Raw genomic sequence first — 14,846 nt, 5'->3', positions numbered from 1 at the left:
AAATCGAACCGATCCTGCAGCTCGGCAGTCATAGCGATATGGTTGATGGCCACGTCGTACTTGCCGGTTTCCACCCCTGGCAGCAGGTCGGTGTCATCGGTGGTGATAAATGAGGGGCGCACGTCCATCTCCTGGGCCAGTTGCTCACCCAGTTCCACTTCGAAGCCAGTCAGTTTGTCGCCTTGCTTGAAGTTGAACGGCGGGGTGTTGGCTTCAACGGCGATGCGCAGTTCGCCACGGTCGAACACATCATCGACCAGTTCGGCATGCGCCAAAGGGCTCAGAAGGGGAAGCAGCAGTAACAGGCCAGGCGAAAAGCGCATGGTCACTCCTAAAGAATTCGAATGTGCGAGGACGCCGTTCAGCCTCGCTTTGCTATGGTGTTGAGTGCCTTGGACCGCAATTTGTCGCGAAGTTGTCATAACCCTACAGATTTCATAGAAAAACTGGAGAAGCGAATGAAAGCCCTTTTGTCCCGTGCAACGATTGCCAGCCTGCTGCTGGGTGCTTCGATGTTGGCTACCGCCGCCGACGGCATCCCGCGCAGTGCTCCACCTGAAGGCGCCAAAGTATTCATCGTGTCGCCAAAAGACGGCGCCACCGTCGACAAGACCTTCACCGTCAAATTCGGCATGGAAGGCCTGAAGCTGGCCCCGGCTACCAGCCAGGATCCAGGCACCGGTCACCACCATCTGCTGGTCGACCAGAAAGAACTGCCTGACGCCGGCGTGCCGATCCCCGCCACCGACACCGTGATCCACTACGGTAAGGCCCAGACCGAAACCGAGCTGACCCTCACCCCAGGCAAACACACGCTGCAACTGGTTGCCGGCGACAAACTGCACATGCAGTTCAACCCGACTGTAGCCTCAAAAGTGATCACGGTTAACGTCAAGTAAGATTTGTTCAGATGAAAAAAAGGGAGCCCCGAGGGGCTCCCTTTTTCGTGCTGCGTTGAAACCTTAGAACAACACGCGGCTACGAATCGTGCCGTTGATGTGCTGCAGCTTCTCTTGCGCCAGGTCCGAGTATTCGGCGTCGACGTCGATCACCACGTAGCCGACCTTCTCGTTGGTCTGCAGGAACTGACCGGAGATGTTGATGCCGTTTTCCGCGAAGACCTTGTTGATCTCCATCATCACGCCAGGGATGTTCTGGTGGATGTGCAGCAGACGGTGCTTGCCAGGGTGAGCCGGCAGCGCCACTTCCGGGAAGTTGACCGAGGAAACGGACGTACCGTTGTCGCTGTACTTGACCAGCTTTTCCGACACTTCCAGGCCGATGTTGGCTTGGGCTTCAGCGGTGGAACCACCGATGTGCGGGGTCAGGATCACGTTGTCCAGGCCACGCAGCGGGCTTTCGAAGATGTCGTCGTTGGAGCGTGGCTCTACCGGGAACACGTCGATGGCGGCGCCGATCAGGTGCTTGTCCTTGATCGCGTCGGCCAGGGCGTCCAGCTCGACCACAGTGCCGCGTGCCGCGTTGATCAGGATGCCGCCTTTCTTGATGGCGCGGATTTCCTTCTCGCCGATCATCCACTGGGTCTCAGCGGTTTCCGGAACGTGCAGGGTCACGATGTCGGACATCCCCAGCAGCTCGGTCAGGCTCGACACTTGCGTGGCGTTGCCCAGCGGCAGCTTGGTCAGGGTGTCGTAGAAGAACACCTGCATGCCCAGGCCTTCCGCCAGGACCGACAGTTGCGTACCGATCGAACCGTAACCGACGATACCCAGCTTCTTGCCGCGGATTTCGAAGGAGTTGGCCGCGCTTTTGATCCAGCCGCCACGGTGGCAGGAAGCGTTCTTCTCAGGAATGCCGCGCAGCAGCAGGATAGCCTCGGCCAGCACCAGTTCCGCAACGGAGCGGGTGTTGGAGTACGGTGCGTTGAACACCGCGATGCCGCGCTCGCGCGCTGCGTTGAGGTCGACCTGGTTGGTGCCGATGCAGAAACAGCCGACCGCCACGAGTTTCTTGGCGTGATCGAAGATCTCTTCGGTCAGCTGAGTGCGGGAGCGAATGCCGATAAAGTGCGCGTCGGCGATCTTTTCCTTGAGCTGGGCTTCCGGCAGAGAACTGGTGATGTACTCAATGCTGGTGTACCCGGCGGCTTTCAGAACGTCGACAGCCGATGGGTGGACGCCTTCCAGAAGAAGGAACTTGATCTTGCTCTTATCGAGAGAAGTCTTGCTCATCTGCGTAAACCTGTATCCCGGAGAAAAATGGCAGGGAATCGAGCAGCGCAAGCTGACCCGGACGGCAGGAAAGCCGTCACCGCAGAAACGCCCTTGGGCTCTGTCCTGCGGGGGCGGTATGCTAGCATACGCGCCCCGCTAACACTCATTCCTGCGACGTGAAGCGTTCTCAGGATGACCATGAATTGTTCGAGAGTTCTGTCGATGACCCATCCTGCCCTGATTGATGAGCTAAAGACCCTGGTTGAGCCCGGCAAAGTGCTGACCGATGCCGACTCCCTGGAGGCTTACGGCAAGGACTGGACCAAGCATTTCGCACCCGCGCCGACCGCCATCGTCTTCCCCAAGACGACCGAGCAGGTGCAAGCCATTGTTCGTTGGGCCAATGCACACAAGGTGGCGCTGGTGCCGTCGGGTGGTCGTACCGGCCTGTCGGCGGCGGCAGTGGCGGCCAATGGTGAAGTGGTCGTCTCGTTCGACTATATGAACCAGATCCTCGACGTGAACCTCACCGACCGCACCGCTGTGTGCCAGCCGGGCGTGGTTACCAAGCAATTGCAGAACGTCGCTGAAGAAAAAGGCCTGTACTACCCGGTGGACTTCGCGTCGTCGGGCTCCAGCCAGATTGGCGGCAATATCGGCACCAATGCCGGCGGGATCAAGGTCATTCGCTACGGCATGACTCGCAACTGGGTGGCCGGCATGAAGGTCGTCACCGGCAAGGGCGACGTACTGGAGCTGAACCGCGACCTGATCAAGAACGCCACCGGCTATGACATGCGCCAGCTGTTCATCGGTGCCGAAGGCACCCTGGGCTTTGTGGTCGAAGCCACCATGCGCCTGGACCGTGCGCCGAAAAACCTTACTGCGATGGTGCTCGGCACCACCGATTTCGACTCGATCATGCCGGTGCTGCACGCGTTCCAGAGCAAACTGGACCTGACCGCCTTTGAATTCTTCTCTGACAAGGCCCTGGCCAAGGTCATGGGCCGTGGCGACGTGCCAGCGCCGTTCGACACCGAGTGCCCGTTCTACGCGCTGCTGGAGTTCGAAGCCACCACCGAAGAAGTCGCCAACCACGCGCTGGAAACCTTCGAGCACTGTGTGGAGCAGGGCTGGGTGCTGGACGGCGTGATGAGCCAGAGCGAAACCCAGCTGCACAACCTGTGGAAACTGCGCGAGTACATCTCCGAGACCATTTCCCACTGGACCCCCTACAAGAACGACATCTCGGTGACTGTCTCCAAAGTCCCAGGGTTTTTGAAAGAAATCGACGCGATCGTCGGCGAACACTACCCGGATTTCGAAATCGTGTGGTTCGGCCACATCGGCGACGGCAACCTGCACCTGAACATCCTCAAGCCGGAAAACCTGAGCAAGGATGAGTTCTTCGCCAAGTGCGCCACCGTGAACAAGTGGGTATTTGAAACCGTCCAGAAGTACAACGGTTCCATCTCGGCCGAGCACGGTGTGGGCATGACCAAGCGTGATTACCTGACCTACAGCCGCTCGCCGGTTGAAATCGAATACATGAAGGCCGTCAAAGCGGTGTTCGACCCTAACGGGATCATGAACCCAGGCAAGATCTTCGCTGTTTAACCGCCCTTAAGGAGTCGTTCCATGAGCTACCAGCACAAGTATGTCGACGGCACCAACATCCACTTTCCAGTTGGTAAAGTGGTGTGTATCGGGCGTAACTACGCCGAGCACGCCAAGGAACTGGACAACCCGGTGCCGACCGAACCGTTGCTGTTCATTAAGCCGGGCAGCTGTGTGGTGCCGCTGGAAGGTGGTTTCAGCATCCCTACCGAGCGCGGTTCGGTGCACTACGAAGCGGAAATCGCGGTATTGATCGGCAAGCCGTTGTCGAACAAGCCCAGCCGTGAAGAAGTACTGGACGCCATCTCCGGCTTCGCCCCGGCCCTGGACCTGACCCTGCGCGACAAGCAGGCCGAGCTGAAAGCCAAGGGCCTGCCGTGGGAAATCGCCAAGTCGTTCGACGGTGCGGCGGTGATTGCGCCGTTCGTAGTGGGCAGCACTTTCCAGGACGTGACCGATATCGGTATCCGCTTGAGCATCAATGGCGAAGTGCGCCAGGACGGTAACAGCGCGCAGATGCTCAACCCGATCATCCCGATGATCCAGCACATGGCCGGCTGCTTCTCGCTGCAGGCGGGCGATGTGATCCTTACCGGCACCCCGGCCGGCGTGGGCCCGCTGAATGTGGGTGATGAGCTGGTGCTGGAACTGTCGGGCCAGAATCGCTTTGAAAGCTTTGTTCGTTAAGCGCTGACAAAACGCGGTCAAAATTGTGGGAGGGGGCTTGCCCCCGATGCGGAGTGTCAGTCACTGGAAATATTGACTGATCCACTGTAATCGGGGGCAAGCCCCCTCCCACATTTATTTGTGTGTCGCCACAAAATCCAAGTTTTTGCATTTTTTTCACACCCCATCCGGATAATCCTCTGCCTCAAGCGCGCGGGTCCGTTGTTCCTGTGCTATCACCTAACGCTGACTTTCCGGAAAAGTGCCCAATGGCCGTGCCCCTGCCTACCGTCACCCCTAAGCTGCGTTCCCGTTTTGCCCTGCGCTGGTATTCCTGGGTGTTTCTCGCCGGGGCGATTGTGTACGGCATTGCCTGGGCCATGCACTGGGATGATCGCGGTGTGCTGTGGGTGCTGGAACGTTTCGAAACCACCGCTGAGCGCCAGGAAAGCGTGTGGTTGCCGGACTACCACTCAGTCATCGACGCCAAGTTGCTACCGGGTATGGAGAAGGACGAGGCCTCGGACCTGGCCTATAACCCCCAGACCAAGACGCTGTTCTCGGTCATGGGCAAAAACCCGTTTCTCGTCGAGCTGACCTTGCAAGGTGATGTGCTGCGCAAGATGCCGCTCAACGGATGGAACAACCCCGAGGGGCTGACAATGATGGAAAACGGCCTGATGGCCGTGGTCGACGAGCGCCAGCATAGCCTGACCATCGTCAAGGTCGACGCTGCCACCACGGCGCTGAACAAGGCCGACTTCCCAAGTTATGACCTGGGCCCGTCCAAGGACCAGAACAAGGCCTTTGAAGCGATCACCTGGGATAAGCGTAACCAGCAATTGGTCCTGGGCGAAGAGCGCCCGCCTGCCCTGTTTACCTGGAAAAGCGATGGCAGCCAGACCCTGGCGGGTAACAAGGTGAAGCTGACCAACACCGAACTGGACATGCGCAACCTCTCGGCACTGGCGGTCGACCCGCGCACCGGGCATCTACTGGTGTTGTCGGCCGACTCCCATCTGCTGCTGGAGCTGGACGAGAGGGGTGAGCAAGTCAGCTTCATGACCTTGCTGGGCGGTTTCAATGGCCTGAAAGACACCATTCCGCGTGCCGAGGGCGTGACCATGGACGACGACGGCACGCTCTACATGGTCAGTGAACCCAACCTGTTCTATCGCTTCGAAAAGCAGAAATAACAACTGATTACGTCAGATATGTCGCTGTGTGCGGCATTCGCCAGACATCAGGGCGCGTTTAAGTTTAAATTCAGACAGGCGTGATATTCATTCGCCACTTTTGACTTTGAGCCCGCCCCGATGCGTCGACTAGCCCGCCCCAAACCCCTGTTCTCTATTCTTGTGTTGATCGCGCTGATCTGCGCCGGGGCCGTTGCGCAGCACTTTCGCCTGTTCGAGCGTGCCTGGTTCAACTGGCAGGCGTGGCGTCAGCCGACGAATGAGCGCTCCATCGGCTTGGCGGATTACCGTGTGGCGCTGGAGGCCCAAGTGATCGAAGGGCTCGATGACGATGTGTCGGCCCTGACCTACGACCCGGTGCGCAAAAGCCTGTTTACCGTTACCAATAAAAACGCCGAGCTGATCGAGTTGTCCCTTGAGGGCAAGATCCTGCGGCGTATTCCCTTGGTGGGCTTCGGCGATGCCGAGGCGGTGGAATTTATCAGCGACAACATTTATGTCATCAGCGATGAGCGCCAGCAGCGGCTGATCAAGGTGCATGTGGACGACGACACCCAATTCCTCGATGCCGCCGATGCGGAACAGATGACGCTGGGCCTGCACGTGGGGGGCAACAAGGGCTTTGAAGGCCTGGCCTATGACTCGGTGGGCAAGCGCCTGTTCGTGGCCAAGGAGCGCGACCCGATGCTGATCTACGAGGTCCACGGCTTCCCGCATTTCAAACCGGAAAAAACCTACTCGGTGCACGTGATCAACAACCCCAAGCGCGATGCCGGGCTGTTTGTACGTGACCTGTCGAGCCTGCAATACGATGAGCGCAGCGGCCATTTGCTGGCGCTGTCGGATGAGTCGTTCCTGGTGCTGGAACTGGATATCGACGGTCGCCCGCTAAGCAGTCTGTCACTGCTGAACGGGCGCCATGGCCTGACGAAGCGGGTGCCGCAGGCCGAAGGGATCGCCATGGATGACGAGGGCACGTTGTACCTCGTCAGCGAGCCGAACCTGTTCTACGTCTTCAAGAAACCCAGTCCCTGAAAACACTGCATGACTAATGGGGTGTTCTCAGGCCTTGAGGGTTTTCACGCCTTCAGAGGTGCCGAGCAACAGCACATCCGCCGGGCGCGCCGCGAACAAGCCGTTGGTGACCACGCCGACGATCGCGTTGATCTGCGTCTCCAGCTCTACCGGGTTGGTGATCTGCAGGTTGAACACGTCGATGATGATGTTGCCGTTGTCGGTCAACACGCCTTCGCGGTACACCGGGTCGCCGCCCAGTTTCACCAGCTCGCGGGCCACGTGGCTGCGGGCCATCGGGATCACTTCCACCGGCAGCGGGAACGCGCCGAGGACCGGCACCAGCTTGCTGGCGTCGGCGATGCAGATAAAGGTCTTGGCCACGGCCGCGACGATCTTCTCGCGGGTCAGGGCTGCGCCGCCGCCTTTGATCAGGTTCAGGTGTTCGTCGCTTTCATCGGCGCCGTCGACGTAGAACTCCAGGTCGCTCACGGTGTTGAGCTCATACACCGGAATGCCGTGGCCCTTGAGGCGAGCGGCGGTGGCTTCGGAGCTGGCCACGGCGCCGTCGAACGCGCCCTTGTGCTGGGCCAGCGCATCGATAAAGCAGTTGGCGGTGGAGCCGGTGCCGACACCGACGATGCTTTTGTCGTCGAGTTTAGGAAGGATTAAATCGACGGCGGCCTGGGCCACTGCCTGTTTGAGTTGATCCTGGGTCATGCGGGCTCCGGAACGGGCGGGGAGTAAAGAGGGGCGCGAGTATAACCCAACAAAACCTCTGGATTCGTGTGGTCGCCCGCCCAAACGCTGGGTTAGACTCCTTGGCCCTGCCCAACTCGCCCAGTGATTTCCGCCGATGCTTGAACAGTACGTCAAAAAGATCCTCACCTCGCGCGTTTACGACGTTGCCGTAGAAACCCCGTTGCAGACCGCTCGCCAGCTCTCCGAGCGGCTGGGCAACAAGGTCTGGCTCAAGCGCGAAGACTTGCAGCCGGTGTTCTCGTTCAAGATTCGCGGCGCCTATAACAAGCTGACGCAGCTGACCGCTGAAGAGCGTGCGCGTGGCGTGGTCACCGCATCGGCGGGCAACCATGCGCAGGGCCTGGCCCTGGCGGCCAAGGTGCTGGGGGTGAAAGCCACCATCGTGATGCCCAAGACCACCCCCGAGATCAAGGTCGAAGGCGTGCGCTCCCGTGGCGGCAAAGTGGTGCTGCATGGCGATTCCTTTCCGGAAGCCCTGGCCTACTCGCTGAAACTGGTCGACGAAAAAGGCTACGTCTACATCCACCCCTACGACGATCCGCACACCATTGCCGGGCAGGGCACCGTGGCGATGGAAATCCTGCGCCAGCACCCAGGGCCACTGGACGCGATTTTCGTACCGGTGGGCGGCGGCGGGCTGATTGCCGGTATCGCGGCCTACGTGAAGTACCTGCGCCCGGAGATCAAGGTCATCGGCGTCGAGCCGGACGACTCCAACTGCCTGCAAGCCGCCATGGCCGCGGGCGAGCGCGTGGTACTGCCAACCGTGGGCCTGTTTGCCGATGGCGTGGCGGTGGCGCAGATCGGCCAGCACACCTTCGACATCTGCAAGCACTATGTGGATGAAGTGATCACCGTGAGCACCGATGAGATCTGTGCAGCGATCAAGGACATCTACGACGACACCCGTTCCATCACCGAGCCGGCAGGGGCATTGGGTGTGGCCGGGATCAAGAAATACGTGGAAACCCGTGGTGTGACCGGCCAGACCCTGGTGGCCATCGACTCCGGCGCCAACGTTAACTTCGACCGCCTGCGCCATGTGGCCGAGCGCGCCGAGTTGGGTGAAGGCCGCGAAGCCATCATCGCCGTGACCATTCCCGAGAAGCCCGGCAGCTTCAAGGCGTTCTGCGAAGCCGTGGGCAAGCGCCAGATTACCGAATTCAACTACCGCTACCACTCCGGCAGCGAGGCGCACATTTTCGTCGGCGTGCAGACTCATCCGGAAACCGACCCGCGCAGTGCACTGATCGCCAGCCTCACGAGCCAGGGTTTCCCGGTGCTGGACCTGACCGAGAACGAACTGGCCAAGTTGCACATCCGTCATATGGTCGGCGGGCACGCGGCCAAAGTCAGTGACGAAGTGGTGTTGCGTTTCGAATTCCCGGAGCGTCCGGGCGCCTTGTTCAACTTTCTTAACAAATTGGGCGGGCGCTGGAACATCTCGATGTTCCACTATCGCAACCACGGCGCAGCCGATGGCCGTGTGGTCGCCGGCCTGCAAGTGCCGGCGGACGAGCGTCACCTGGTACCGGCAGCCCTGGAAGCCATTGGCTACCCATACTGGGATGAAAGCGATAACCCGGCCTACACACTGTTCCTCGGTTGAGCGACTACGCTGACGGGGCGACCTTTAAGGAAAACGACACATGGAAACCCTGACTACCTTGAAAGTTATCCACGTTGCAGCCACCGTGTTGCTGCTGCTCAGCGGCCTGGGGCTGGCGTTGCTGGCCTGGCGAAAACGCAGCGCCGGCCCGGCGGTGACCGTGCAGCGCCCGTGGGCATTCGTCTGGTTGTTGATGGGGATTTGCGTGGTGAGCATGCCGTTTACCGGCTGGTGGCTGGCGCATCTGATCGGCTGGCCGCTGGGGCAGACGTGGATCCTGGGGTCCAGCCTCCTCTATACCGTGGCGGCGCTGGCATGGTTCTGGCTGGTGGCACGGCTTAATCGCTTGCGCAAAGGCGAGGGCGGTAGCTTGAACTTCACGTTGGTGCTGGCGGTGGTCAGCCTGGTGGGGTTTGTGGCGATTGCGGGGCTCATGGGTGCAAAGCCGGTTTGAGGCTTTAGACCGAGTCGCCTGCATCAGGGGCAAGCCCCCTCCCACATTTTGACCGTGTGAACCCGATCAAGTGTGGGAGGGGGCTTGCCCCCGATAGGGCCATCAGCTGCGCAACGTAATCACCGGCCAACCACGCTTCTCGGCTTCGGTCCGCAGATTTGGATCCGGATCCACCGCCACCGGGTGCGTCACCTGCTCCAGCAACGGCAAATCATTCATCGAATCGCTGTAAAAGTAGCTGTCTTCCAGGCTGTACCCGGTTTCTTCCAGCCAGCGGTTCAAGCGCGTCACCTTGCCCTCACGAAAGCACGGTACGTCGGTGCTGCGTCCGGTGTAGCGACCATTTTCCATCTCGCACTCGGTGGCGATCAGGGTTTCGACGCCCAGGCGTGCGGCAATTGGCGCGGTGACGAAACGGTTGGTGGCGGTGATGATCACCAGGGTGTCACCGGCGGCGCGGTGTTTGGCCAGCAGTTCCAGGGCCAGGGGCAGCACGATCGGCTCGATGCAGTCGCGCATATAGTCGCTGTGCCACTCGTCCAGCTGGGCCATTTCGGTGCGGCCAAGGATTTCCAGGCAGAAGTTCAGGTAGGCGGCGTTGTCCAGCGTGCCGGCCAGGTAGTCCTGGTAGAACTCGTCGTTGCGGGCCTTGTAGGCCACCGGGTCGAGAATCCCGCGTTCACAGAGGTAATCGCCCCAGGCGTGGTCGCTGTCACCGCCGAGAAGGGTGTTGTCCAAGTCGAATAAAGCCAGGCGCATTGCAGTTACTCGCTGAAAAGTCTGTAAAAAGGCGTCCAGAATACGGTCTTTTCACAAGAGTGCACATAAGGTAAGAAGCCTCGTTGCCGCTTCATCAACCTTTGTGGAACAATGCGGCGACATGCGTTTGCGAGGTTGTTGCCGTGATCGACCCCGATGGTTTCCGTCCTAATGTCGGGATTATTCTTACGAATGATGCCGGACAGGTGCTATGGGCTCGCCGAATCAACCAAGATGCCTGGCAGTTTCCTCAAGGCGGAATCAACCCCGACGAAACCCCTGAAGACGCCTTGTACCGTGAGTTGAATGAAGAAGTCGGCCTTGAGCGTGAAGATGTACAAATTCTGGCCTGTACCCGTGGCTGGTTGCGCTATCGTTTGCCGCAACGCCTGGTGCGTACCCACAGCCAACCGCTGTGCATCGGCCAGAAGCAGAAATGGTTTCTCCTGCGCCTGATCTCCAACGAGCAGCGGGTGCGGATGGATTTGACCGGTAAACCGGAGTTCGATGGCTGGCGCTGGGTCAGCTATTGGTACCCGTTGGGCCAGGTGGTGACATTCAAGCGCGAAGTTTATCGTCGCGCTCTCAAAGAGCTTGCCCCGCGCCTTTTAGCGCGCGACTGACGACGGAGTTCGACCCCGAGCCATGCTCAATACGCTGCGCAAGATCGTCCAGGAAGTTAACTCCGCCAAGGATCTCAAGGCGGCGTTGGGGATTATTGTGTTGCGCGTCAAGGAAGCCATGGGCAGCCAGGTCTGCTCGGTTTACCTGCTGGACCCCGAGACCAACCGTTTTGTGCTGATGGCCACCGAGGGCTTGAACAAGCGCTCTATCGGTAAGGTCAGCATGGCGCCCAATGAGGGTCTGGTGGGCCTGGTGGGGACGCGTGAAGAACCCCTGAACCTTGAACACGCGGCCGATCACCCGCGTTACCGCTACTTTGCCGAAACCGGTGAAGAGCGTTACGCCTCGTTCCTCGGCGCACCGATCATTCACCACCGCCGCGTCGTCGGCGTGTTGGTCATCCAGCAAAAAGAGCGCCGCCAGTTCGACGAAGGTGAAGAAGCCTTCCTCGTGACCATGAGTGCGCAGCTCGCTGGCGTGATTGCCCACGCCGAAGCCACCGGCTCGATTCGCGGCCTGGGGCGCCAGGGCAAGGGCATCCAGGAAGCCAAGTTCGTCGGCGTACCGGGTTCGCCGGGTGCGGCGGTCGGTACTGCGGTGGTCATGCTGCCGCCGGCCGACCTCGATGTGGTGCCGGACAAGACCGTCCATGACATCGACGCTGAAATCAAACTGTTCAAGACCGCCCTGGAAGGCGTACGCGCCGACATGCGCAACCTGTCGACCAAGCTGGCCACCCAGTTGCGCCCCGAAGAGCGTGCGCTGTTCGACGTGTACCAGATGATGCTCGACGACGCGTCGCTGGGTAATGAAGTCAAGACCGTGATCAAGACCGGCCAGTGGGCCCAGGGCGCGTTGCGCCAGGTGGTCACCGATCACGTCAACCGTTTCGAACTGATGGACGACGCCTACCTGCGCGAACGCGCCTCGGATGTGCGTGACCTCGGTCGCCGTCTGCTGGCGTACCTGCAGGAAGACCGCACCACCAACCTGGTCTACCCCGACAACACCATCCTGATCAGTGAAGAACTGACCGCCACCATGCTTGGCGAAGTGCCGGAAGGCAAGCTGGTCGGCCTGGTGTCGGTATTGGGTTCGGGTAACTCCCACGTCGCGATCCTGGCCCGTGCCATGGGTATCCCGACGGTGATGGGCCTGGTGGACCTGCCGTATTCCAAAGTCGACGGCATCGACATGATTGTCGATGGCCACCGCGGCGAAGTGTTTACCAACCCCAGCGAAGTGATGCGCAAGCAGTACGCCGAAGTGGTTGAAGAAGAGAAGCAACTGGCGCTGGGCCTCGATTCATTGCGCGAGCTGCCGTGCGTGACCACCGATGGCCACCGTGTGCCACTGCTGGTAAATACCGGCCTGCTGGCCGACGTGGCCCGTGCGCAACAGCGCGGCGCAGAAGGGGTGGGGCTGTACCGCACCGAAGTGCCGTTCATGATCAACCAGCGTTTTCCGAGTGAGAAGGAGCAGCTGGCGATTTATCGCGAGCAACTGCAAGCCTTCCACCCGTTGCCGGTGACCATGCGCAGCCTGGACATCGGCGGCGACAAGTCACTGTCGTACTTCCCGATTAAAGAGGACAACCCGTTTCTCGGCTGGCGCGGTATCCGCGTCACCCTCGACCACCCTGAAATTTTCCTCGTACAGACCCGCGCCATGCTCAAGGCCAGCGAAGGCCTGAACAACCTGCGCATTTTGCTGCCGATGATTTCCGGTACCCATGAACTGGAAGAGGCGCTGCACCTGATCCACCGTGCCTGGGGCGAAGTACGCGACGAAGGCGCCGACGTGCCGATGCCGCCGATTGGCGTGATGATCGAAATCCCGGCGGCGGTGTACCAGGCCAAGGAGCTGGCGCGGCAGGTGGACTTCCTGTCGGTGGGCTCCAACGACCTGACCCAGTACCTGCTGGCCGTGGACCGTAACAACCCACGGGTGGCCGACCTCTACGACTACCTGCACCCGGCGGTGCTGCAAGCCCTGCAACACGTGGTGCGTGACGCCCATGCCGAAGGCAAGCCTGTGAGCATCTGCGGTGAAATGGCCGGCGACCCGGCGGCGGCGGTGCTGTTGATGGCGATGGGCTTTGACAGCCTGTCGATGAACGCCACCAACTTGCCGAAGGTGAAGTGGATGCTGCGCCAGGTTGAACTGAGCATGGCCAAGGATCTGCTGGCGGAACTGATGACCATCGACAACCCGCAAGTTATCCACAGCTCGCTGCAGTTGGCGCTGAAGAATTTGGGGCTGACGCGGATGATCAACCCCGCCTCCGCAAAAACCCTCTAATTTCAGCCGGTCGGCTTTTGTAGTGAGCGGGCTTGCCCCGCGCTGGGCTGCGAAGCGGCCCTAATACAAGCGCCGCATGCTTTCAGATAGAACCGTTTGCGGGTTCTGCCTCCGCAAAAACCCTCTGATTTCAGGCGGTCGGCTTTTGTAGTGAGCGGGCTTGCCCCGCGCTGGGTGGCGAAGCCGCCCTAATACAAGCGCCGCATGCTTTCAGATAGAACCGGTTAGCGGGTTGTGGGGCGGCTTCGCCACCCAGCGCGGGGCAAGCCCGCTCACTACAGGAGGAGTTCTACCTCGCCCAGTCTGCCGCCATGCGGTCCAAAACTACGCTCCACCATCCGCCGCGTCCCGTCGGCATTCACAATCAGCGCCGTACTCGCCCGCGTCCCGTAACTCGGGCTGGCAATAAACACGCTGGATAAAAGGCTTTCCGTCGCCAAGCCCACCCCTGTATCTGGCAGGTCCGCAAACGGCGCCGTCTGTGGGTCACTCAAAATCCCCAGCAACGCCTCCGGCTGCGGGTCCCCAAGTAGTTCGCTCAACGCCGCCTTGGCCTTGAGCAACTTAGGCCACGGCGTATCCAACCCTGCATTGGATAACCCGTACACCCCAGCCTTCAACCGCGTCGGCTCGGTATGGTTGGCGTTGTAATGCCACAACTCATCCCGCGTGCCCACCAGCAGGTTGAATCCTGCATATTCAATCGAACGGCCATTAACGTCGGCCAAATAGTCCTCAATCGGCAGTGATCCGTTGAGAAAACGCGCCACCAGTTCCCCTCGGGACTTGCGTGCCGGCGGCTGGTGGGGATCGCGGATATTGGTCAGGGCGGCAAAACGCCCATCGGCATTCACACCCAGCCAAGTGCCCCCCGCTTCCTGGTCGCGACCGGCGTAGACATCGGGCGCATCCGGCCACTGGGCCAGCGGCAGGCTGGGGCGGGCGTAGAACTCATCGCGGTTGGCCGCAACGATCAGCGGCTGGGCATGGTCCGGCCGCCAGGCGAAAACAATCAGGCACATCAGGCGATCCCTTTTGTGTTTTTTTGCCACTCTACCCACACCGGCGGCAGCGTTCCATCGTATCCAGTTGGGTCGCATGCCTTCCATCCGTTAACATGCCGGACTTGGTTGGGGGGCTCCCATGGAATTTCTGCTGTATTTGCTGCTTGGCGCCTGTGCGGGCGTGCTCGCCGGGCTATTCGGCGTGGGCGGCGGGATTATCATCGTGCCGGTGCTGGTGTTCAGCTTCACCTTGCAGGGCTTCGACCCGCAGGTGCTGACCCACCTGGCCGTGGGCACGTCCCTGGCAACAATCATCTTTACCTCGGTGAACGCGGTGCGTGAGCACCACCGACGTGGCGCGGTGCGTTGGCCGATCTTCGTGTGGATGACCGTGGGCATCCTGCTCGGCGCCGGCTTTGGTGCGCTGACTGCCGAAGCGATTTCCGGCCCGCACCTGCAGAAGATCATTGGCGTGTTCGCCCTGCTGGTGGCCGTGCAGTTGGCCCTGGAGGTCAAGCCCAAAGCCAGCCGGACGGTGCCGGGCAAGGTCGGCCTGACCCTGGCGGGCACGGTGATTGGCTGGGCCTCGGCGATTTTCGGGATTGGCGGCGGCTCGCTGACCGTGCCGTTCCTGACCTGGCGCAGCGTGCCGATGCAGCAAGCGGT

Annotated in this window: 15 protein-coding genes; 10 read left to right on the top strand and 5 right to left on the bottom strand. The window is 60.5% G+C overall.

Annotated features, from left to right (window positions below; all coding sequences use genetic code 11):
• The coding region (locus tag AC3ZU9_RS30225; RefSeq protein ID WP_490091733.1) for a transporter substrate-binding domain-containing protein at window positions 1–323 on the bottom strand (323 nt) is incomplete at its 3' end.
• Between the two features lie 135 nt (window positions 324–458).
• Between AC3ZU9_RS30225 and AC3ZU9_RS30220 the strand changes: the two genes are divergently transcribed.
• The gene (locus AC3ZU9_RS30220) at window positions 459–899 is read left to right on the top strand and encodes a DUF4399 domain-containing protein (protein ID WP_015886402.1); all 441 of its coding nucleotides are present in this window, start codon (window positions 459–461) and stop codon (window positions 897–899) included.
• 63 nt (window positions 900–962) lie between these two features.
• Here the strand turns inward: AC3ZU9_RS30220 and serA are convergent, their stop codons facing one another.
• Window positions 963–2,192 carry a phosphoglycerate dehydrogenase gene (gene serA / locus AC3ZU9_RS30215; RefSeq protein ID WP_003176761.1) on the bottom strand — a complete coding sequence of 410 codons (1,230 nt, stop codon included), beginning with the start codon at window positions 2,190–2,192 and terminating at the stop codon, window positions 963–965.
• 204 nt (window positions 2,193–2,396) lie between these two features.
• Here serA and AC3ZU9_RS30210 point away from each other — a divergent pair, with 204 nt between their 5' ends.
• The 4 genes from AC3ZU9_RS30210 (at window position 2,397) to AC3ZU9_RS30195 (ending at window position 6,688) form a co-directional block, all read left to right on the top strand.
• Window positions 2,397–3,791, top strand: a complete 1,395-nt coding sequence (locus AC3ZU9_RS30210) for an FAD-binding oxidoreductase (RefSeq protein WP_015886401.1) — start codon at window positions 2,397–2,399, stop codon at window positions 3,789–3,791.
• Window positions 3,792–3,812: 21 nt separating this feature from the next.
• Window positions 3,813–4,478 carry a fumarylacetoacetate hydrolase family protein gene (locus AC3ZU9_RS30205; RefSeq protein WP_015886400.1) on the top strand — a complete coding sequence of 222 codons (666 nt, stop codon included), beginning with the start codon at window positions 3,813–3,815 and terminating at the stop codon, window positions 4,476–4,478.
• 248 nt (window positions 4,479–4,726) lie between these two features.
• A complete protein-coding gene (locus AC3ZU9_RS30200) occupies window positions 4,727–5,653 on the top strand; it encodes an SdiA-regulated domain-containing protein (protein WP_102061843.1) in 927 nt (308 codons plus the stop codon).
• Between the two features lie 120 nt (window positions 5,654–5,773).
• Window positions 5,774–6,688: an SdiA-regulated domain-containing protein gene (locus AC3ZU9_RS30195; protein WP_015886398.1), complete on the top strand. Its 915-nt coding sequence runs from the start codon at window positions 5,774–5,776 to the stop codon at window positions 6,686–6,688.
• Window positions 6,689–6,715: 27 nt separating this feature from the next.
• On the opposite strand, the gene rpiA is transcribed toward AC3ZU9_RS30195, so the two are convergent.
• Window positions 6,716–7,387: a ribose-5-phosphate isomerase RpiA gene (gene rpiA / locus AC3ZU9_RS30190; protein WP_015886397.1), complete on the bottom strand. Its 672-nt coding sequence runs from the start codon at window positions 7,385–7,387 to the stop codon at window positions 6,716–6,718.
• Between the two features lie 136 nt (window positions 7,388–7,523).
• Here rpiA and ilvA point away from each other — a divergent pair, with 136 nt between their 5' ends.
• Together ilvA and AC3ZU9_RS30180 are read left to right on the top strand one after the other, a co-directional pair.
• Complete coding sequence (gene ilvA / locus AC3ZU9_RS30185) at window positions 7,524–9,038, top strand: threonine ammonia-lyase, biosynthetic (protein WP_015886396.1); 1,515 nt, start codon at window positions 7,524–7,526, stop codon at window positions 9,036–9,038.
• A gap of 40 nt (window positions 9,039–9,078) precedes the next feature.
• Complete coding sequence (locus tag AC3ZU9_RS30180) at window positions 9,079–9,492, top strand: DUF2269 family protein (RefSeq protein ID WP_015886395.1); 414 nt, start codon at window positions 9,079–9,081, stop codon at window positions 9,490–9,492.
• Window positions 9,493–9,594: 102 nt separating this feature from the next.
• Here the strand turns inward: AC3ZU9_RS30180 and AC3ZU9_RS30175 are convergent, their stop codons facing one another.
• On the bottom strand, window positions 9,595–10,251 hold the full coding sequence (locus tag AC3ZU9_RS30175; RefSeq protein ID WP_490091732.1) for a histidinol-phosphatase: 657 nt from the start codon (window positions 10,249–10,251) through the stop codon (window positions 9,595–9,597).
• A 143-nt stretch (window positions 10,252–10,394) separates the two neighbouring features.
• Between AC3ZU9_RS30175 and AC3ZU9_RS30170 the strand changes: the two genes are divergently transcribed.
• Window positions 10,395–10,874, top strand: coding sequence for an RNA pyrophosphohydrolase (locus AC3ZU9_RS30170; protein WP_003176750.1), 480 nt, complete (start codon window positions 10,395–10,397; stop codon window positions 10,872–10,874).
• Between the two features lie 22 nt (window positions 10,875–10,896).
• The gene (gene ptsP / locus AC3ZU9_RS30165) at window positions 10,897–13,176 is read left to right on the top strand and encodes a phosphoenolpyruvate--protein phosphotransferase (protein ID WP_015886393.1); all 2,280 of its coding nucleotides are present in this window, start codon (window positions 10,897–10,899) and stop codon (window positions 13,174–13,176) included.
• 275 nt (window positions 13,177–13,451) lie between these two features.
• On the opposite strand, the gene AC3ZU9_RS30160 is transcribed toward ptsP, so the two are convergent.
• Window positions 13,452–14,198: an NRDE family protein gene (locus tag AC3ZU9_RS30160; protein ID WP_015886392.1), complete on the bottom strand. Its 747-nt coding sequence runs from the start codon at window positions 14,196–14,198 to the stop codon at window positions 13,452–13,454.
• A 121-nt stretch (window positions 14,199–14,319) separates the two neighbouring features.
• On the opposite strand from AC3ZU9_RS30160, the gene AC3ZU9_RS30155 reads away from it, so the two are divergent.
• Window positions 14,320–14,846 (top strand): sulfite exporter TauE/SafE family protein (locus AC3ZU9_RS30155; RefSeq protein ID WP_490091731.1); only part of this gene is annotated, 527 nt, incomplete at its 3' end.

This window comes from Pseudomonas sp. A39 (genome assembly GCF_058145955.1).
This window is presented reverse-complemented; position numbering and strand designations above follow the sequence as displayed.